Origin of the sequence: Halorubrum yunnanense (assembly GCF_026586675.1) — an archaeon.
GTDB classification, from domain to species: domain Archaea; phylum Halobacteriota; class Halobacteria; order Halobacteriales; family Haloferacaceae; genus Halorubrum; species Halorubrum yunnanense.
The window spans coordinates 17,357-37,072 of sequence record NZ_JAODIX010000030.1; the positions used below are offsets into that span (position 1 = coordinate 17,357).

The following is a 19,716-nucleotide window of genomic DNA, read 5'->3' on the forward strand; positions in this document are numbered from 1 at the left end:
CCTCTTCCCGGAGGAGACCGCGAGACAGGCTCGGTCGGACGACCGGCGGGTCGTCGAGAGCGGAGAACGGATCGAGATCGAGGAGACGGTCCCGACGCCCGCCGGCGAGAGCGTCCGCCTCACTCGGAAGTCCCCCGTGTACGACGACGAGGGAGAGATCGTGGCCGTCTGCGGCGTCTCGACGGACATCACCGAACAGAAAGAGCGAGAACAGACGATCAAAGAAACGAAACAACGGCTCACCGTCGCGCTCGAGGGGACGGAAACCGGGGTCTGGGAGTGGGACATCGAGACCGACGAGGTCACGTGGACCGAGTCGACGGAACGGCTGTTCGGCGTCGAACCGGGGAGCTTCGAGGGGACGTACGACGCGTTCGCCGGGTACATCCACCCCGACGACCTCCCGGAACTGGAGCGAGCGCTCGAAGAGACGATGGCGACGGGCGAGCCGTTCAAGACCGAGTACCGGATACGGACTGCAGACGACAGACTGCTGTGGGCGGAGGGCCGCGCCGAGCTCACCGAGGGCGACGACGGGTCGCGGCGGATGGTCGGGGTCATCTCGGAAATTACGTCGCGAAAGGAGTACGAGATGGCGCTCAAAGCGACCCGCGAGGAGCTTCGGAAGATCATCGATCTCGTCCCGGACCTCGTGTTCGTGAAGGACCGCGACGGCGAGTACCTCCTGGCCAACGAGGCGACCGCGGAGGCGTACGGGAAGACGCCCGCGGAGGTGGAAGGGAAGTCCGAGTCGGAGATCATCCCGGACGCCGACGACTCCGCGGCGTTCCGGCAGGACGACCTGGCGGTGATCGACTCCGGCGAGCCGAGGACGATCGCCGAGGAGACACTGACGACCGCCGCCGGCGAGACCCGCGTGCTCCAGACGACGAAGATCCCCTACGAAGTGCCGGAGACGGGAGAGGACGCCGTTCTGGGATACGCCCGGGACGTGACCGACCTCAAGGAGTACGAGCGGACGCTCGAGGAGCAGCGGGACAGGCTCACCCTACTCAATCAGGTCGTTCGCCACGACATTCGGAACCAGCTGATGGTCGTGGAGTCGTACACCGAACTGCTCGAAGAGTCGCTCCCCGACGATCAGAGCCGGATGTACGCGCGGACGGTCATCGAGGCGGCGAAACAGGCGGCCGAGATCACGGAGACGGCCAAAGACGTCACCGACGTGTTGTTACAGGTCGGCGTCGAGCGGTCTCCGATGAGCCTCCGGACCGCGCTCACCGACCAGATAGCGAAGACCCGCTCGGATCAGGACCGCGTGAGGGTCTCCGTCGACGGATCGGTCCCCGACGTGACGGTGCTGGCCGACGAGCTGTTGGAGGCGGTGTTCCGGAACCTGCTGACGAACGCGGTCAGCCACAACGACAAGGACGTGGCCGAGATCGCGGTGTCGGCGCGCGTGTCGGACGGAACCGCGCGCGTGTCGATCGCCGACAACGGGCCCGGGATCGCGGACGACCACAAGGAAGACATCTTCCAAGAGGGCGAGAAGGGCCTCGAGAGCGGCAGCACCGGCGTCGGGCTGTACCTCGTCAAGACGCTCGTCGACAGGTACGACGGCGACGTGTGGGTCGAGGACAACGAGCCGACGGGCAGCGTCTTCGTCGTCGACCTCCCGCTCGCCGAGTGACCGAAAGAGCCCGTCGCAGGCGGGGCGACCGCTCGTACGGACCTCGCGCAGCGACGGTCTTAATCGGCTGAGCGACTAACGTCCGGCGATCAGAGAATGGCGGAACCGTCGGGCATGGACGCGTTCGCGCACCTCGGGGACGCGGTCCGCGAGGCGCTCTCCGAGCAGGGCTTCTCGACGCCGACGGAGCCCCAGCGCGAGGCGATCCCGCCGCTCGCCGACGGGCGGAACGCGCTCGTCCTCGCGCCGACGGGGACCGGGAAGACGGAGACCGCGATGCTCCCCGTCTTCGACGCGATCGTCGAGGCCCGCGACTCGCCCGGCGACCAGCCGCGCGAGGGGATCTCCGCGCTCTACATCACCCCGCTCCGCGCGCTCAACCGGGACATGATGGACCGGCTGGAGTGGTGGGGCGACCGGCTCGGCGTGGAGGTCGCGGTGCGCCACGGCGACACCACACAGTACGAGCGGAGCAAGCAGGCCGACGACCCCCCGGACGTGCTGATCACGACGCCAGAGAGCCTCCAGGCGATCCTGACGGGCTCGAAGATGCGGGTCGGCCTCGGAGACGTCGCGCACGTCGTGATCGACGAGGTCCACGAGCTCGCCTCGGCGAAGCGCGGCGCCCAGCTGACGGTCGGGCTCGAACGCCTCCGGCGCGTGGCCGGCCCCTTCCAGCGGATCGGGCTCTCGGCGACGGTGGGCACCCCCGAGGAGGTCGGGAGGTTCCTCGTCGGGTCGGGGAAGCGCGACCCGGACCGCGAGGGCGACCGCCGGTTCGAGATCGTCGAGGTCGCGGCCGGGACGCGGACCGACGTGCGGGTCCTCGACCCGCCGATTACCGACCGCGACGCGACCCTCGCCGGCGAGCTGGCGGTCGACGAGACGACCGCGAGCCACGTCCGGACGATCCGGGAGCTCGTCGCGACCCACGAGTCGACCCTGATCTTCGTCAACACGCGACAGACCGCGGAGGCGCTCGGCTCGCGGTTCAAGACGCTCGCGGAGCGGGAGGCGGGTACCGGAGATATCGACGACCCCACGGAGATCGAGGTCCATCACGGCTCGCTCTCGAAGGACGTCCGGATCGACGTGGAAGACCGGTTCAAGTCGGGCGGGCTGGACGGGCTCGTCTGCACCTCCTCGATGGAGCTCGGCATCGACGTGGGGCGCGTCGACCACGTGGTCCAGTACGGGAGCCCGCGCGAGGTCGCCCGCCTGCTCCAGCGCGTCGGGCGCGCGGGGCACCGCCGCGACCTGGTCTCGGAGGGGACCGTCGTGACGCAGGGCGGCGACGACACGCTCGAAGCGCTCGCGATCGCCCGGCGCGCGGGCGACGAGCTCGTTGAGCCGGCGAACATCCACCACGGCAGCCTCGACACGGTCGCGAACCAGATCGTCGGGATCGTGATGGACGAGGGGGAGGTCCACGCCAGAGAGGCGTACGCGGTCGTCACGAGCGCTTACCCGTTCCGGGACCTCGCCGAAGAGACGTTCCAGGAGATCGTCCGCGAGCTCGACGGCAACCGCCTGCTGTGGCTCGACGAGGCGTCGGACACCCTCGAGAAGTCGGGCGGCACGTGGCAGTACTTCTACGCGAACCTCTCGATGATCCCCGACGAGTCCACCTACGAGGTGTACGACATGTCCTCGCGACGGGGGATTGGGACCCTCGACGAGCGGTTCGTCGTCAACTTCGCCGGGCCGGGCGAGACGTTCATCCAGCGCGGCGAGATGTGGCGCATCACCGAGGTCGACGAGGAGGAGGAGCGCGTGAACGTCACGCCGATCGCCGACCCCGCGGGCGAGGTGCCCTCGTGGATCGGCGAGGAGATCCCGGTCCCGAAGCCCGTCGCCGAGGAGGTCGGTCGAATTCGGGGCGAGGCCGCGGAGGCGCTCGAGGCGGGGTCGACGCCCGAGGCGGTCGCTGGCGACCTCGCGGACCGGTACCCGGCCGACGAGGCGACGATCGCGGCCGCGCTGGGGCCGGTCGTCGACCACGTCGACGCCGGCCACCCGGTCCCGACGGACCGCCGGATCGTGATCGAGGGGAGCGCCCGCACCGTCGCGGTCAACGCCGCCTTCGGCCACGAGGTCAACGAGACGCTCGCGCGCCTCCTCGCCGCGCTCGTGGGCCAGCGCGCCGGCTCGTCGGTCGGGATGGACGTCGACCCGTACCGGATCGAGTTCGAGGTCCCCCACGGCGTCGACCCCGGTACCTTCCGCGAGGTGCTGGAGACGACCGACCCGGACCGGCTGGAGGCGTACCTCGAACTCGCCCTGAAAAATTCCGACGCGCTCAAGTTCACCCTCGCCCAAGTCGCCGCGAAGTTCGGCGCCGTCAAGCGCTACCGCGAGGGGAAGGGCCGGTTCGGCGGCGACCGCCTGCTCGCGGCGCTGGAGGGGACGCCCGTCTACGACGAGGCGCTCCGCGAGGTGTTCCACGCCGACCTCGCGGTCGCGGAGACGGCCGCGGTGCTGGAAGACGCACAGGACGGGTCGCTGGCGCTGGCGATCGCCCGCGAGCGGACGCCGTTGGGGACCGCCGGGCGCTCCGCGGGGACCGAGTTCCTCGTCCCCGAGAACGCCGACGCCGACGTGATCGAGACGATCCGCGAGCGCATTCGGAACGACCGGGTCATCCTCTTCTGTCTCCACTGCGCCGACTGGAGGCGCACGACGAAGGTCCGGCGCGTGGCCGACCAGCCGGAGTGTCCCGACTGTGGCTCGACCCGCGTCGCCGCGCTGAACCCGTGGGACGACGAGACGGTCGCGGCGGTCCGAGCCAACGAGAAGGACGACGAGCAGGAGCGGCGGACCGAGCGCGCCCACCGGGCCGCGAGCCTCGTCCAGACGCACGGGAAGCGGGCCGTGATCGCGCTGGCGGCGCGTGGGGTGGGGCCGCACAACGCCGCGCGGATCATCAACAAGCTGCGCGAGGACGAAGACGAGTTCTACCGCGACGTGCTCCGACAGGAGCGCGAGTACGCGCGGACGCAGTCGTTCTGGGACTAGATCGGTGCCTGGATCGAGACGGCGGTTCGGTCGCGAATTTATAACTGATTGACAACGGAGGGCGCGAGTCGGAATCCCCAGTTGCTCGCTTATAAACAGTTGACTCCGGGTCGCCGGAGAACACCTCCAAAGTCCCAGCCGCTCGCTTATAAACAGTTGACTCCGGGTCGCCGGAGAACACCTCCAAACCCCCAGCCGCGAAGACTCGCGCGACTCGCTGCGCTCCTCGCTCAGTCGCTACCGCTCCTTCGCTGTGGTGCTTGCGTCGCCGTGCTTCGCCCTCGCGGCTGCCCCTTTGAGTCCCACCCGGCCGCACAGCACCACAACCGCAGCCTCACCCCTCCCCAGCCTCGCCGCGGCGGCGAGCGGCGACCGCGGGCTCCCTCGCACGCGCTCCTCGTGGCCTGTCGGCCACTCGGAGGCGCGCGCCGTCACGCGTTCCGTTATAAATAGCCGCGGTGTCGCTCGCGCGGTTTGCCCGCTACTCGTCCGGGTACTTCGGCTCGCGTCGCTCGGCGCGCTCGGTCGCGCGCTCAATGACCTCGCGGACCGTGTCGGGACCGTCGCTCGCGCGGTAGACGTCGCCGTGACCGGCATACATCGCCTCAACGGTCTCCGGCAGGCGGTCGAGGATCGCGTGGAGGCTCTCGACCAGCGTCTCGCGCGACTGGCCCGCCATGTCGGTGCGGCCGAAGGAGCCGTCGTCGAACGCGCCGTCGTTGTAGACGACCACGTCGCCGGAGTAGAGCCGCTCGTCGCCCACGAGCGAGACGTGGTCGTCGGCGTGTCCGGGCGTCTCGACGACCTCACAGGGCTCGTCGCCGACGAGGACCTCGTCGCCGCCCTGGAGCGCCACGTCGCGGTGCGGGTGGTCCGCGTGCGCGAGCACCCGCGGGTCGAAACGGTCGACTACCGCGTCGAGTTCCTCGACGTGGTCGTAGTGCTGGTGAGTCACCACGACTCGGTCCAGCCCCTCGACGCCGGCGTCGTCGAGCGCGTCGGCGATGACGTCGTCGACGCCCGGCATCGTCCCGGCGTCGACGAGGGCCGTGGCCTCGCCGGGCACGAGGTACGCGTTGCAGGTGAACTCCTCCGCGTCGGCGGTGACGGTGATCGGCTCCATACCGCCACGAGGACGTTGCCGCGTAAAAAACGTGTACGCCGCGGCGGTGCGGAACGGTCCTCCGCGATGACGCGGAACGGTCCTCCGCGGTGACGCGGAACGGGCCTCCGCGGTGATGCGGAACGGGCCTCCGCGGTGATGCGGGACGATTCCCCCTCGCTGACGCGGTACGCACGGCCTACGGTTCCCGCGGTCCGATCACAGGCGGGGATTTATTACCCGTGCTCCATTAGTAAGATATACATATGGGCTTCGGAAGCTACGACGAATCCGAACAGGAGAACCAAGACCTGGACGCGGATTTCGACGACGAGGACGGAGTCCGAGCGGCCGAGGAGGTACACGAGGGCTCCGTCGACTACGAGCCCGGCGCCTCCAACGACGAGCTCCTCGACCGGCTCCAGGATATCAAGTCCGAGGAGAACTGACCGAGTGGCGGCGCCGAGCCGCACGCTCGGGATCGCTTTCTCCGACGGAGACCGAGTCAGCCGCGTAGCCGGCGCCGTCGTCAGGGCCGACGGGACCCTCGACGGGCTCGCCTTCGAGCGCTGCGCCGTCGGCGGCACCGACGCCACCGAGGCCGCGATCGCTCTCTCCGACGCGCTCGGCCGCGAGGACGTCCGCCACGTCGCCTGCGCCGGCGTCGCCCCGGCGTGGTTCAATCTCCTCGACCTCCGCCGGGTCCACGAGGCCCTCGACCGACCCGTCTACGCCGTGAGCTACGAGCCCAGCCCCGGGCTCGGACCCGCGCTCCGGGAGGCGTTCGACGGCGACGCGCTGGAGCGACGGCTCGACATCTACCGCTCGCTCCCGCCCCGAGTCCGCGTCGAGCGCGCCGGCGACGACGGATCCCGGCCCCTCTTCGTCCGCGCGGTCGGGATCGACGACGACCGCGCGGCCGCCGCCGTCCGCGGGCTGGTCCGGGAGGGGTTCCGTCGGCCCGAGCCGCTCCGGCTCGCCGCCGTCGCGGCGAGCGCGCACCGCGAGGCGGTCGGGGAGGAGTAGGGGCTCCGGCCGCGCCGGGTATATGTCGGCCGCGTTCGACGCTCTTCGCATGACCGACGACTCCGCGCCGGACGGCGACCCCGACCGAGACGACGACCCCGCGCCCGGCGTGGCGTTTCGCGACCGCGACCGCCTCGTTCGGACGCCGGCCCACGGCGTCGCCCTCGACTGCCTCGCGGCCGGGGTCGCGGCCGCGCGCCCGGACCGACTGATCGAGAGCGCCGTCACCGTGCGCGACGGGACCCTTCGAGTCGAGGGCGCGGGGACCGCGGCGGGAGACGGAAGCGACGACGCGGTCGCCGGCTACGACCTCGCGGACTACGACCGCGTGCTCTTGCTCGGGGCCGGCAAGGCGTCGGCCGAGGTGGCCGCCGCGCTCGCCGAGGTCCTCGAGAGTGGCGGCCGCGAGATCGCCGCGGGCGTCGTCGTCACCGAGGACCCGGAGACCCGACCGTCGCCGGCGGGAGTGGAGGTCCTTCCCGGCGACCACCCGGTCCCGAGCGACCGCGGCGTCGAGGGCGCGCGGCGCGTCCTCGACCTCGCCGAGCGCGCCGGCTCGGACGACCTCGTACTCGCCGCGATCACCGGTGGCGGGAGCGCGCTCCTCGCGGCGCCGGCCGAGCCGATCTCCCCGGGCGACCTCCGCGAGCTGACCGAGGCGCTGCTCGCCTGCGGCGCGTCGATCGACGAAATCAACGCGGTCCGCAAACACTGCTCGGCGGTGAAGGGCGGCCGGCTCGCGCGGGTAACCGCGCCCGCGACCGTCGTCACGCTCGCGGTCAGCGACGTGATCGGCGACCCGCTCGACGCGATCGCGAGCGGGCCGACCGTCCCCGACCCCTCGACGTACGCGGACGCGCTGGCGGTGCTGGACCGCTACGACCTCGGCGTTCCCGACTCCGTGCGTGAGCGGCTCCGGGCGGGTGACGCGGGCGAGCGCGAGGAGACGCCGACCGCGGGCGACCCGGCGTTCGACCGCGGGCGCGCGTTCGTCGTCGGCAACGGACGGACCGCGCTCAACGCCGCTGCGGACGCCGCCGCCGAGCGAGGGTACGAGCCGCTGGTGCTCGCCGCCGGGGTCCGAGGGGAGGCCGAGGACGCCGGAGCCACTCACGCCGCGATCGCCGAGGAGTGCGCGGTTCGGGGGTCGCCCGCCGAGCCGCCCGCCGTGTTGCTCTCGGGCGGGGAGACGACCGTGACGCTCGGCGACGCGGACGGGACCGGGGGGCCGAACGCGGAGTTCGCGGCGAGCGCCGGGCTCGCGCTGGCGGAGGGGCCCCTTGGCGGGGCCGGCGACGACGAAAGGGCCGCCAGTATCGTCGTCGCGAGCGCCGACACGGACGGGATCGACGGTCCCACGGACGCCGCGGGCGGGATCGCGGACGCGACGACACTGGACCCCGACGCCGCCCGCGACGCCCTCGACCGGCACGACGTCTACCCCCTACTCGACGAGGCGGGCGCGCTGCTTCGCACCGGGCCGACCGGGACGAACGTTAACGACCTTCGCGCGCTCGTGGTGGGGGCGGCCGACGAGGAGTAGACGGGTCCCGAAGCGCCTCGGCGCTTGGTGTGGGTTCACGCGTTACGGAGAATCAAGGAGAAAGCCCCGTGCTTTAGCGCGGGGATGAATCCGACAGTATTCTACATCAACCACGACCACCGCCCCGGTCGGATGTTTTAACTAATCCATTGTTGTACTACCAGTTAGCCGAGGCGGCCTGCCCGCCCGTTTAATCGGACAATATCGGGATTCCCCGATTCCACACAGAAAGCACCCCTTTTTGCTGTGGAACTCGGAGTGTAGTCAGCAAAAGTATCTCTGAATCCCATGCCGGGATAGGAGTAACGGCTGGTTGGCACAGCCAGTAGCCGCCTTCTAAGGTCGCTACAAACCGTAAACATCCCAACCCAGCGGTGCAGTGCCGTGGGAATCCTCGCGCTTCAGCGCGGGGAGGATGTCAATTCCGCTTGCTGTACGTTTTTGCGGCGACCGCGACAACGCTCAGGGAGATGACGCCCGAACTCGACGAGCTCGACGCCTCGCCCGCCCAGACCGTGCTCGCGTGGCTCGCTCACCGCGACGGCGTCACCGCGCCCATCGTCGGCGCGCGCACCGTCGACCAGCTCGCGGAGAACCTCGCAGCCGCGTCGATCGACCTCTCTGACGAGCAGGTCGACCGTCTCACCGCCACGAAGCCCGGGCCGTACGACGAGTTGTAGGGCGGGAGCGTCTCACTCCTCGGACTCGCCCGTCACCTTCCCGTCCGCGCGGTCCCGCTCCCGCGCCGCCGGGTCACGCTCGCTCGGGCCGCCGTAGCCGCCCCCGCCCGGCGTCCGAACCGTGACCGTCGTCCCCGGCCCCACGTCGACGGTCGTCTTCGCCGGAACGGGGTCGCCGTCGATCAGATTCTCGCCGGTGGCCCCCGACTCGCCGCTCTCGATGCCGGCGGGGGCGTGGCGTCGGCGCTCGGTCAGCAGCGAGACGGTCGCCGGAGTCTCGACCCGGACGCTCCGCACCAGCCCGAGCCCGCCCCGGTGGCGCCCGTCGCCCCCGCTGTTCGGCCGGAAGGCGTAGCGCTCCACGCGGAGCGGGTACGCCGCCTCGAGCGCCTCGACCGGCGTGTTGAGGGTGTTGGTCGTCCCGACTTGGACGCCGTCCATCCCATCGGCGCCCGGACGGGCGCCGAAGCCGCCGCCGATCGTCTCGTAGTAGGTGAACGACTCGGCGGCGTCGCCCTCGCGACCACCGCCCCCGCCGCGGCTTCCGATCGTGAGGTTGTTCATCGTCCCCTGGCTTCCCGCGGTCACCCGCTCCGGGGCCGCCTCGCCGAGCGCCGCGAACACGACGTCGGTGACGCGCTGGCTCGTCTCGACGTTCCCGCCGACGACCGCCGCAGGGGGGCTCGGGTTGAGGATCGACCCGTCCGGCGCGGACACCGACACCGGCTCGTAGCAGCCGTGGTTCGGCGGAATCGACGGGTCGGTGACGCAGCGCACGACGAAGTAGACCGCGCTCTTCGCGACCGCGAGGGGGGCGTTGCAGTTCCCGTCGACCTGCGGGGCGCTGCCCGCGAAGTCGACCGCGAGCCGATCGCCGTCGACCGTCACCGCCGCCCGGATCGGGAGGTCGGCGTCGGTGACGCCGTCGCCCTCCATGACGTCGGCGGCCTCGTAGGTCCCGTCGGGCAGCTCGGCGACGGCCGCGGTCATCCGCTCGCGGGAGTAGCCGATCACGGCGTCGGAGGCGCGTTCGAGCCGGTCGCGGCCGTGTTCGTCGGCCAAGTCGCGGAGCCGGTCGCCGGCGCGCTCGTTGGCCGCGAGCTGGGCCTCCAGGTCGGCGCGCCGCTCCGCCGGCGTCCGGACGTTCGCGAGGATCAGGTCGAGGACGTCCTCGACGCGCTCGCCGCCGTCGACGAGCCGGAGCGGCGGGATCCGGAGCCCCTCCTGCTGGATCTCGCGGGCGCCGGCCGGCATGCTCCCGGGCGCCATCCCGCCGACGTCGGCGTGGTGCGCGCGCGAGACCGCGAAGCCGATCACGTCGCCGTCGAGCGCCAGCGACGAGACGAGCGTCACGTCCGGGAGGTGCGTCCCGCCCGTGAACGGGTCGTTGAGGGCGAAGACGTCGCCGGGCTTGGGGTCGCGCTCCCGCACGGCCGCGACCGCCTCCGGCATCGCGCCGAGGTGGACCGGGATGTGCTCCGCCTGCGCGACCATCCGGCCGTCGGCGTCGAAGAGGGCGGTCGAGCAGTCCTGCCGCTCCGTGATGTTCGGCGAGTAGGCGCCGCGGATCAGCACCGTCCCCATCTCCTCGGCGACGCCCTCCAGCTGGTTGCGGAGGACCTCCAGCGTCACGGGGTCGAGGTCGGCTCTCGGGGCGTCCGTCTCGCCGTCCTCACCGGTCATCGCTCGTCACCCCCCTGCCCGGCGGCGTCCCGTTCCAGCACCGCCGTCCCGTCCCGCCGGACGCGGCCGCTCCATGCCGGGGGGACCGCGGTCGTGCTCTCGGCCCCCGCGAGCACCGCCGGGCCGTCGAGGGTCGCGCCCGCCCCCAACGCGTCGCGGTCGTACACGCTCGCCGTGACGCGCCCGACGTCGGGGAAGACGGCCTCGCGCGACCCGCGTTCCGCGTCCGCGCCCCCCGTCCGGGCGACGGTCGGCGCCTCGACGTCGACGGTGGCGGTGACCCGGACCGTGACGGCCTCGACGTCGGCGTCGAGGCGGTAGCCGTAGGCGTGCTCGTGGGCCGCGGCGAAGCGCTCGGCGAGGGCGTCGGGAGCGACCGGGTCGCTGGCGTCGGTCTCCCCGCCCTCGCTTCCCCCGGCGTCGACGGTCAGCTCGAAGCTCTGCCCGGCGTACCGGCAGTCGGCAGCGCGGTCAACGCGGGCCGTCTCGGGGTCGGAGACGTCGTCGAGGACCCGGTCGGTCAGCTCGGCGAAGGCGTCACCGAGATCGGCGGCGCTCGCGTCGGCGAGCCGGAGGCGGACAGTACGGGCCGCGTCGTGGGTCTCGTCGGCCGCGAGCAGCCCGTACGCCGACAGCACGCCGGCCGGGCCGGGGACGAGCACGCGGCCCACCCCGAGGCGGTCGGCGAGCGCGGCGGCGTGCATCGGCCCCGCGCCGCCGAAGGCGACGAGGTCGAACTCGCGCGGGTCGCGGCCGCGCTCGACGGTGACCGACCGGATCGCCCGGGCCATCGCCGCGTTGGCGACGCGGTGGACGCCACGGGCGGCGGCGGTGGCGGCGTCGAGGGGGCCTGCCGCTTCAATGTCGGCCTCGTCGGCGAGCCGAGCGAGCGCCTCGCGGGCGGCGTCGACGTCCAGCGAGAGGTCGCCCCCGAGCGCCGCGTCCGGGCCGATGTACCCCAGGAGCACGTCCGCGTCGGTGACGGTCGGCTCGTCGCCGCCCCTCCCGTAGCAGGCCGGGCCGGGCTCGGCGCCGGCGGATTCCGGCCCGACGCGGAGCGCGCCGCCGGCGTCGGTCCACGCGATCGACCCGCCGCCCGCCCCAACGGTCTCGACGTCGACCGTCGGCGTGCGGAGCGGGACGTCCGCGACCGTCGTCTCCGCGGTGCGCTCGATGCGGCCGTCGCGCACGAGGCTCACGTCGCTGGATGTGCCGCCCATGTCGAAGGCGACGGCGGCGGGGGCGGCGCGGTCGGGGTCGCCCTCGCCGTCTCCGGCGGAACCGTGAGCTCCCCCGAGCGTCTCCCCGCCCGCGACCGCGGCCGCGCCGACGACGCCCGCCGCCGGCCCGGAGAGGACCGTTGTGACCGCGCTCTCGCGGACCGTCGCCGCGTCGGCGACCCCGCCGTTCGAGCGCATCACCCGCGGCGCCGGGAGCCCGAGATCGCGCGCACCGGTGATGACGCGGCCGAGGTAGTCGTCGAGCTCCGGGGTCAGGTAGGCGTCCGCGACGGTCGTCGCGGTGCGCTCGAACTCGCGGAACTCGGGGAGGACGTCGTGAGAGGCGGAGACGGGGACGTTCAGCTCCTCGCGGAGGAGGCTCGCGACCGCGGCCTCGTTCTCCGGGTGCGCGTACGCGTGCAGCAGCGAGACGGCGACGCTCTCGGCGTCGCTCGCGGCGACCTCGTCGGCGAGTTCGCGGACCGACTCGGGGTCGACCGGCTGCTCGATCCCGTCGGTCGTCGCGCGCTCGTCGACCTCGAACCGTCGCCGTCGAGGGACGAGCGGGGGCGTCTTCTCGGCGCTCAGATCGTACAGCGAGGGCCGCGTCTGGCGGCCGATCTCCAGGACGTCGCGAAAGCCCGCGGTCGTCACGAGCGCGGTTCGGGCGCCGTCGCGCTCGAGGAGGGCGTTGACCGAGGCGGTGGTCGCGTGCGCGAAGGCGTCGACGTCGGTCGGGTCGATACCGGCCGCGTCGCAGGCCTCGCGGATCCCGTCGAGGACGCCGGCGTGTTGCGGCGTCGTCGTCGGGACCTTCGCCGTGGTGAGTTCGTCGTCGACGAGGAGCGCGGCGTCCGTGAACGTGCCGCCGACGTCGACGCCGATCCGGATCGAGGGGCTGTCGTCGGCCATCTCCGGACTCTACCGCTCCGCGCAGTAGTCGACGAAGTTCCGCAGAATCCGTAGCCCCGTCTCGCCGCTCTTCTCGGGGTGGAACTGCGTGCCGAACACGTTGCCCGCGTCGTTGGCGACGACGGCCGGGAAGTCGACGCCGTAGTCGGCGGTGGCGACGACCGCGTCCGGGTCGCCGGGCTCGGCGTAGTACGAGTGGACGAAGTAGGCGTACTCCCCTCCCACGCCCTCGACGATCGGGTGATCGCGCTCGATCTCCAGCTCGTTCCAGCCCATGTGCGGGACCTTGCGGTCGACGTCGAACCGGACGTTGGTGCCGGGGACCAGATCGAGGCCGGTCACCTCGCCTTCGCCCTCGTGGTCAGCCTCCTCGCTGGAGGTGAGGAGCATCTGCATCCCGAGACAGATGCCGAAGAGGGGGCGGCCCGCCTCGGCGTGGTCGGTCAGGGCCTCGCGCAGCGGGCCGGCGTTCTCCATTCCCTCGCGGAACGCGCCGACGCCGGGGAGGACAACGCCGTCGGCGGCCGCGAACGCCTCGGGGTCGTCGGTGATCTCGACCGACGCGCCCGCGCGCTCCAACCCGCGGGTCGCCGACCGGAGGTTCCCGAGCCCGTAGTCCACGAGCGCGACGGACACCTCCCGGTCCGTTGCTAATTTATCCATATGGTCGCTTGATCATCTGCGTGGAAGTCAGTTTCTATCCGGCCTCTGTTACATAGCGGTACGTATCCGTCTATATACTTAAATAGCAAAACTTTTGAGAGTTTAGGCGGATTCTCACACGTACTTCTCATGGCGAAACGACGCAACTTCCTCAAGGTCGCGGGCGCGGCAAGTATCGCTGGACTCGCAGGGTGTAGCGGCGGCGACGGGTCCGACGGCTCCGACGGCTCCGACGGCTCCGACGGCTCCGACTCGGAGAGCGAACCCGAGATGACCTTCGGCGGGGACGGGACCGTCGATTTCGGCATCTCGCCGTCGGTGCCCCAAGAGGACCTCGAGGTGCAGTACTCCCCGCTCCTCGATCACGTCGGGAGCTACCTCCGAGAGAATCACGACGTACCCGAAGACCTCAACGTCGAGGGGAACGTCGGTAGCAACTACAGCGCGGTCATCCAGTCGCTCGGACAGGGGACGACCGATATCGCCGAGACCGGACCGTTCGCGGCCGGGCTCGGCGTGATGACCGACAACGCTGAGATCATCCTCCAGCGGTACGGCTACGGGGGCTGGGAATACAAGAGCATCATCGCGACGCCGAACGACAGCGACATCACCGAGCTGTCGGACCTCTCCGGCAAGACCGTCGCCTTCTCCGACCGGCTATCGACCAGCGGCGCGCTGTACCCGCTGTACAGCGTGTCGAACCAGGGCGGCCTCGACGTCGGAAATCTCCCCGAGGGCAACGGCTCGCAGGCCGAGTTCGACGCCCGGTTCGCCGGCGGCCACGTCGGTTCGTACACCCTCCTCGAACAGGGACAGGTCGACGCGGCCGCGATGGGCGGGTTCGTCCGCGACACCGGCACCGGTCCCGCGCCGGAGGAGTGGCAGGAGGTCGCGACGACCCTGCACGAGGACGAGGGGCTTCCACGCGCCCCGATCGTGGTTTCGCCCGAGCTGGACGACGGCGTGAAGACCGCCATCCAGGACGCGTTCCTGGAGGGTCCCGACAGCATCTACGACGGTGCCGACGGCGAGGCCGACACCGAAGACGACCTCTGGTTCAGCCGCGTCCGCGAGGCGAGCCAGGAGGACTACCAGTCCGTTATCGACGTCGCCGACGAACTCGGCGTCGGAACGGATATCTTCAACCAGTAAGGTTTCGTCCCCGACCCCAACTCCGGATCGCTTTTCACACGATCGGTCCGTTCTCGCACAAAGTCACACCTCATGCCAACGATCGAATTCGAAAACGTCACCAAAATATACGACGAGGACACCGTGGCCCTCGACGACGTATCCTTCACCATCGATGAGGGGGAGTTCGTCATCCTGCTCGGGCCCTCCGGCGCCGGCAAGTCGACGATGCTTCGGGTGCTGAACGGGCTCACCGAACCGACCGAGGGGTCCGTGCGCATCGACGGCGAGGAGCTCGAAGGAAACCGCAGCGGGGTCGGGATGGTGTTCCAAGAGCACTACCTCATCGAGAGCAAGACCGCGTTCGGCAACGCGCTGTCGGGGGCGCTCTCCCGGAACGGGCTCCTCCGGAGCGCTCTCGGGATGCACGCCGAACCGGACAAGAGAACCGCTCTCGAAGCCCTCCAGACGGTCGGCCTCCTCGACGAGGCCGGTCAGCGCGCCGAGTCGATGAGCGGCGGACAGAAGCAGCGGGTCGGGATCGCCCGCGCGCTGGTCCAAGAGCCGGAGGTCGTCCTCGCCGACGAGCCGGTCGCCAGCCTCGACCCGAAGGCGGCCCGAGACGTGATGCGTTACCTCAAGAAGGCCGCGACCGAGCAAGACCTCACCACGGTCACCAGCCTCCACCAGGTGAACATCGCGCGCGAGTTCGGCGACCGGTTCCTCGGCATCCGCGACGGCGAGGTGATCTTCGACGGGGACGCCGACGACCTCACGATGGACGAGATGGACCGGATCTACTACGGCGAGGCGCAGGGCGGTGAGACGGTACCCGCGGAGTCGCCGGGCGGTGACTTCGCCGGCGACGCCGACGCCGCCGGGGGGGGTGGCCGGGCGTGAGCTCCCCGTCCGACTCCGCGATCGACGACCGGTTCCACGCCCTCGAACGGCTCCGCCGGATCAAGTACGTCCTGTGGGCCGCGTTGCTCGCAGCGGTCCTCGGCGTCACCTACTGGGGGCTCGGCTTCATCGGCTTCCAGCCAGACGTCGTCGCCGGGCGGCTCCCGGCAATGTACGAGTTCATCTCGACCGGCTTCTTCCCACCCGACTTCCAGAATTTCACCATCTACACCAAAGACCAGGGAATAACCGGGTTGCGGGCGATCCCCGCGAGTTTCGGTGACGGCGGCGCCCACATCATCGAGAGCTTCCAGTCATCGCGGCAGTCGCTGGTGAAAGCGAGCCTCGTGACGCTGCTCTTGGGCTTCATGGGGACCGTGTTCGCCTTCCCGTTCGCCCTCGTGCTCGGCGTGCTCGGGAGCGAGCGCGTCACGCCGTTCCCGTTCAACTTCGTCTTCCGGGGTACCCTCAGCGGCATCCGCGCCATCCCCGCGATCGTCTGGATCTTCCTGTACATCCCCATCGGGCCGCCGGGGCAGGTCACGGCGGTGCTCGCGATCGCGACCGACAGCATCGGGAACCTCGGCCGGCTGTTCACCGACGACCTCGAAGAGATCGAGGAGGGCCCGATCGAGGCGATCCGGTCGACCGGCGCGTCGGGCACCCAGACCGTGAGCTTCGGTATGCTCAGTCAGGTGTCGCGGTCGTTCATCGCGTGGACGCTGTACATCCTCGAGATCAACACCCGGATCGCCATCTCGCTCGGCGTCGTCGGCGCCGGGGGGCTCGGGCTGATGATTCGGAACAGTCAGGACCTGTTCGAGTTCCAGCAGACCGCCGCCGGACTGATCATGGTGTTCATCGTCGTGCTCGGCATCGAGCTGATCTCCTCGCGGATCCGCGCCCGGCTCCGTCCCGGCGAACACTCCGGAAAGGGGTTCGTCGAGGCCGTCCGCGACCTGTTCGATCCCGGCAAGTGGCTCGGGATCGGCGACAGTCGGCGTCGGGACTGATCGACGGCTCAGTACTCGCCGAGCCGGGACTGCCCGTCGCCGCCGTCCTCGCTTCGCTCGCCGACGCCACTCAGCTCGCCGGCCCGAGCGATCGTCTCGAAGAAGCCGTCGCGTTGGCTCCGGTCGTACAGCGTCGCCGCCGGGTGAACTGAGAGGAGCACGCGCCGCGACGCGCCCGCGATCCGGGCGTCGACGACGTCGCCCGACTCCGACGTGATCGCCACGGAGCGGTCGAGCAGGTGCTCGCTCGGCACCTTCCCCAGCGTCACGATCAGCTTGGGGTCCAGGCGGTCGATCTCGCTTTGGAGGTGCCCTCGGCAGTTCGCCAGCTCCTCCGTCGTCGGGTCGCGGTTGTCCGGGGGCCGGCACCGGACGCAGTTGGTGATGCGCACGTCCGCCCGCGCGAGGCCGGCGTCCCGCAGCGCCTCGTCGAGCACGTCCCCCGACCGCCCGACGAACGGCTCTCCCTGCTCGTCCTCGTTCGCGCCCGGCCCCTCGCCGACGAACAGGAGATCGGCGTCCGTCGGCCCGGTGCCGTCGACGATTCGGCTTCGCGACTGGACGAGCGCCGGACAGCGTTCGCAGGACGGCACTCGGAGGTCGGCGTCGAGCCCGTGCCCGTTCTCGGTCATGCGTTCCGATCCGGGCGGGGGCGATATAAGTCCGTCCGCCTCGCTCGGCGACAGGTTGACACCCGTCACGGGCGTCCGTCTCGCCCCGCCGACGCGCCTTTCACCGGCGGGGACGTGGATCCGGCATGCCGACGGTCAGCGAAACCTACATCGAGAACCGCCAGCGGGTCCAGCCGACCCACACGAACAACTACGCGTCGGCCCACGGGGGAAACGTCGTCAAGTGGATGGACGAGATCGGCGCGATGTCGGCAATGCGCGCCGCGGGCGAGACCTGCGTCACGGCCAAGATCAACGGGCTCGACTTCAAGCGACCGGTGCCGCAGGGCGACACCTGCATCGTCGAGTCGTACGTGTACGCGGTCGGGCAGACGAGCCTCCGCACGCGGATCCGCGCGTTCCGCGAGTCGCCGCGGACGGGGGAGCGCGAGCTGACGACGGAGTCGTACTTCGTGTTCGTCGCCGTCGACGCCGACGGGGACCCGACGCCGGTCCCGGAGCTGACGGTGGAGGGCGACCGCTGTCGGGAGCTGCGCGACGCCGCGCTGGCCGCCGAGCCCGACGGGGAGCGCGGAGGTCAGTAGTCCCCGAGCACGCCGAGCCGGCGCGCCCGCCGCGTCGCGTAGTGGAAGACGACGTAGCCGCCGAGGAGGTAGCCGAGGGCGACGGCGGCGAGGAGCCCGAGGTCCGCGAGCTCGAACTCCCACAGCCGGACGCCGTCGACCATCGCGCGCTGGAGCATCGCGCTCCCGTGCGCCAGCGGGAGGAACCGGGTCCAGGGCGCGTCGAGGACGGGCGCCGAGATCAGCGCGACGAAGCCGAACTGCAGCAGGTTCAGCCAGTTGCCGATCCGCTTGTACAACACCGTCACGCCCCCGGCCGCGAAGCCGAGCCCGAGCACCGAGGCGATCGCGAGCCCCGCGACGGGGATCACGGTGAGCGGGTCGAGGCTGAGCCGGGTCCCGGTGAGCAGCAGCATGACGGCGAGCACGACCGCGCTCGTGAGGAACGTCCGGAGAACCTTCGCGACGCCTTTTAAAAGCGCGACCGGAGCGAAGCCGAACGGCGTGGTGATGTGCCGCTCTAAGGTCCCCCACTGCACCTCGCTGCCGATGTCGCTCGACACCGACGAGTAGGCGCCGACCGAGAGCGTCCACAGGAAGTAGCCGACGATGATCCCCGACAGCGAGTCCGCCAGCGCCTGTCCGGCCAGCAGTCGCCCGCCGTAAAAGAGAACCCCGAAGAAGAACAGCGCGACGACGATCCCCCCGATCGCGTTCGCCGGGTACCGGACGAAGATCAGGTACTCGCGGTAGAGCACGGCCCGCGCGAGGTGGTAGTAGGTGGCCGGGCGCGGCCGGTCGGGAGGGTCGGCGGCGGGTGACGACCGCTCCGGACCGCCCGTCACGGCGACCGCCCCCTCGGGTTCGCGTCCCCCTCCGTCCCGGTGCGGTCGACGAACACGTCCTCCAGGTCGGGGCGGACGGTCTCGACGTCTTCCACCGTGACGCCCGCCTCGCGGAGCGCGTCCATGAGGTCGTATAACTCGTCGCCTGCGGCGGCGACCTCGACGGCGGTTGAGCCGGCCCCGCCGTGGTCTCTCCCGTCCCGGTCGGTCTCGACCGCCCGGACGTCGAAGCGCTCTTCGAGGGTCGCCACGACCGCGTCGTCGATGTCGGCGCTGACGACGCGGACGGCGTCGCGCTCGGTCCCGGAGCGGAGCGCCGCGACGGTGTCGTCGGCGACGATCCGCCCGTTCGCCATCATCACCACGCGGTCGCAGACGGCCTCGACGACGTCCATGTCGTGGCTGCTGAGGACGACGGTGAGCCCCTCCTCGCGGGCGAGCCGCCGGAGCTCCCGGCGGAGCGTGCGCGAGCTCTCGACGTCGAGCCCGAGCGTCGGCTCGTCGAGAAAGACCAGCTCGGCGCCGCCCGCGAGCACGCTCGCCAGCGACACCTTCTGTTTCATCCCCCGCGAGAGCTCCCGGACGGGCGTGTCGGCCTTCTCGGTCAGTTCGAGGCGGTCGAGCAGCCGGTCGTGCCGTCCCCGCACCGAGTCCGGGTCGACGCCGGCGATCGTCGCGAAGTACCGCAGGTTCTCGCGGACGGTGAGCCGCCAGTAGTCGTTGCGCGCGCCCTCGAGCATCGCGTCGACGTCGGCGTACGCCGCGCGCCGGCCGTCGCCCACGTCCGTCCCGAACACCCGGACGGAGCCGGCGTCGGGGAGGACGATCCCGAGCGCGCACTTGATCAGAGTCGTCTTGCCGGCGCCGTTCGGGCCGAGCAGGCCGACGACCGAGCCACGCTCGACGGTCAAGCCGACGTCGTCGACCGCGAGCACCGACTCCTCGCCGTCGCGGAATCGCTTCGAGACGCCCTCGACCGCGAGCGCCGGCGGGGAGGCGCCCCCCGGCTCCTCGGAGGGTCGGGCGTCGTCCGAGCGGGCCTCGTCGGACCGGGCGTCGTCGCGGTCGCTCGCCGCGCTACGTGCCATTGCGACCGATACGTGCCGAGCGGGGATATATCCGCGTCCGGAGGCT

General features: G+C 71.1%; 17 protein-coding genes. 10 read left to right on the plus strand and 7 right to left on the minus strand.

The window, feature by feature from the left end; all coding sequences use genetic code 11:
- Both N5096_RS07290 and N5096_RS07295 read left to right on the plus strand, forming a co-directional pair.
- Positions 1-1,651: PAS domain-containing protein (locus N5096_RS07290; RefSeq protein WP_267663670.1), on the plus strand; the 1,651-nt coding region annotated here is incomplete at its 5' end.
- A gap of 96 nt (positions 1,652-1,747) precedes the next feature.
- On the plus strand, positions 1,748-4,666 hold the full coding sequence (locus N5096_RS07295; protein WP_267663671.1) for a DEAD/DEAH box helicase: 2,919 nt from the start codon (positions 1,748-1,750) through the stop codon (positions 4,664-4,666).
- Positions 4,667-5,147: 481 nt separating this feature from the next.
- Here the strand turns inward: N5096_RS07295 and N5096_RS07300 are convergent, their stop codons facing one another.
- Positions 5,148-5,789 carry an MBL fold metallo-hydrolase gene (locus N5096_RS07300; RefSeq protein WP_267663672.1) on the minus strand — a complete coding sequence of 214 codons (642 nt, stop codon included), beginning with the start codon at positions 5,787-5,789 and terminating at the stop codon, positions 5,148-5,150.
- Between the two features lie 245 nt (positions 5,790-6,034).
- On the opposite strand from N5096_RS07300, the gene N5096_RS07305 reads away from it, so the two are divergent.
- The 4 genes from N5096_RS07305 (at position 6,035) to N5096_RS07320 (ending at position 9,017) form a co-directional block, all read left to right on the plus strand.
- Positions 6,035-6,217, plus strand: a complete 183-nt coding sequence (locus N5096_RS07305; RefSeq protein WP_267663673.1) for a DUF5786 family protein — start codon at positions 6,035-6,037, stop codon at positions 6,215-6,217.
- Between the two features lie 4 nt (positions 6,218-6,221).
- The gene (locus N5096_RS07310) at positions 6,222-6,794 is read left to right on the plus strand and encodes an endonuclease dU (protein ID WP_267663675.1); all 573 of its coding nucleotides are present in this window, start codon (positions 6,222-6,224) and stop codon (positions 6,792-6,794) included.
- A gap of 49 nt (positions 6,795-6,843) precedes the next feature.
- On the plus strand, positions 6,844-8,337 hold the full coding sequence (locus tag N5096_RS07315) for a glycerate kinase type-2 family protein (RefSeq protein WP_267663676.1): 1,494 nt from the start codon (positions 6,844-6,846) through the stop codon (positions 8,335-8,337).
- A 374-nt stretch (positions 8,338-8,711) separates the two neighbouring features.
- Positions 8,712-9,017 carry an aldo/keto reductase gene (locus tag N5096_RS07320; RefSeq protein WP_267663677.1) on the plus strand — a complete coding sequence of 102 codons (306 nt, stop codon included), beginning with the start codon at positions 8,712-8,714 and terminating at the stop codon, positions 9,015-9,017.
- Positions 9,018-9,029: 12 nt separating this feature from the next.
- Here N5096_RS07320 and N5096_RS07325 read toward each other — a convergent pair whose 3' ends face one another.
- Genes N5096_RS07325 through hisH form a run of 3 tightly spaced genes read right to left on the minus strand, consistent with a single transcriptional unit; the run spans position 9,030 to position 13,495 of the window.
- Positions 9,030-10,700 (minus strand): hydantoinase B/oxoprolinase family protein, encoded by a 1,671-nt coding sequence (locus N5096_RS07325; protein WP_267663679.1) that lies wholly within the window; start codon positions 10,698-10,700, stop codon positions 9,030-9,032.
- Complete coding sequence (locus N5096_RS07330) at positions 10,697-12,832, minus strand: hydantoinase/oxoprolinase family protein (protein ID WP_267663680.1); 2,136 nt, start codon at positions 12,830-12,832, stop codon at positions 10,697-10,699. The genes N5096_RS07325 and N5096_RS07330 overlap by 4 nt, the downstream gene beginning before the upstream one ends.
- Positions 12,833-12,841: 9 nt before the next feature.
- Positions 12,842-13,495 (minus strand): imidazole glycerol phosphate synthase subunit HisH, encoded by a 654-nt coding sequence (gene hisH / locus N5096_RS07335; RefSeq protein ID WP_267663682.1) that lies wholly within the window; start codon positions 13,493-13,495, stop codon positions 12,842-12,844.
- Between the two features lie 129 nt (positions 13,496-13,624).
- Between hisH and phnD the strand changes: the two genes are divergently transcribed.
- The 3 genes from phnD to N5096_RS07350 all read left to right on the plus strand — a co-directional run bounded on the left by phnD (position 13,625) and on the right by N5096_RS07350 (position 16,542).
- A complete protein-coding gene (gene phnD / locus N5096_RS07340) occupies positions 13,625-14,650 on the plus strand; it encodes a phosphate/phosphite/phosphonate ABC transporter substrate-binding protein (protein ID WP_267663683.1) in 1,026 nt (341 codons plus the stop codon).
- A 72-nt stretch (positions 14,651-14,722) separates the two neighbouring features.
- On the plus strand, positions 14,723-15,529 hold the full coding sequence (gene phnC, locus N5096_RS07345) for a phosphonate ABC transporter ATP-binding protein (RefSeq protein ID WP_267663684.1): 807 nt from the start codon (positions 14,723-14,725) through the stop codon (positions 15,527-15,529).
- Entirely contained in the window at positions 15,526-16,542 is a 1,017-nt protein-coding gene (locus tag N5096_RS07350; protein ID WP_267663685.1) for a PhnE/PtxC family ABC transporter permease, read from the plus strand. The genes phnC and N5096_RS07350 overlap by 4 nt, the downstream gene beginning before the upstream one ends.
- An 8-nt stretch (positions 16,543-16,550) precedes the next feature.
- Here N5096_RS07350 and N5096_RS07355 read toward each other — a convergent pair whose 3' ends face one another.
- On the minus strand, positions 16,551-17,174 hold the full coding sequence (locus tag N5096_RS07355; protein ID WP_267663686.1) for a uracil-DNA glycosylase: 624 nt from the start codon (positions 17,172-17,174) through the stop codon (positions 16,551-16,553).
- Between the two features lie 125 nt (positions 17,175-17,299).
- On the opposite strand from N5096_RS07355, the gene N5096_RS07360 reads away from it, so the two are divergent.
- Positions 17,300-17,758 carry an acyl-CoA thioesterase gene (locus N5096_RS07360; RefSeq protein ID WP_267663687.1) on the plus strand — a complete coding sequence of 153 codons (459 nt, stop codon included), beginning with the start codon at positions 17,300-17,302 and terminating at the stop codon, positions 17,756-17,758.
- Here the strand turns inward: N5096_RS07360 and N5096_RS07365 are convergent.
- Together N5096_RS07365 and N5096_RS07370 are read right to left on the minus strand one after the other, a co-directional pair.
- A complete protein-coding gene (locus N5096_RS07365; RefSeq protein WP_267663688.1) occupies positions 17,752-18,582 on the minus strand; it encodes an ABC transporter permease in 831 nt (276 codons plus the stop codon). The two genes, N5096_RS07360 and N5096_RS07365, sit on opposite strands and share 7 nt — an antisense overlap.
- On the minus strand, positions 18,579-19,670 hold the full coding sequence (locus N5096_RS07370; RefSeq protein WP_267663689.1) for an ABC transporter ATP-binding protein: 1,092 nt from the start codon (positions 19,668-19,670) through the stop codon (positions 18,579-18,581). Before N5096_RS07370 ends, N5096_RS07365 begins: the two co-directional genes overlap by 4 nt.
- Positions 19,671-19,716: the final 46 nt, after the last annotated feature.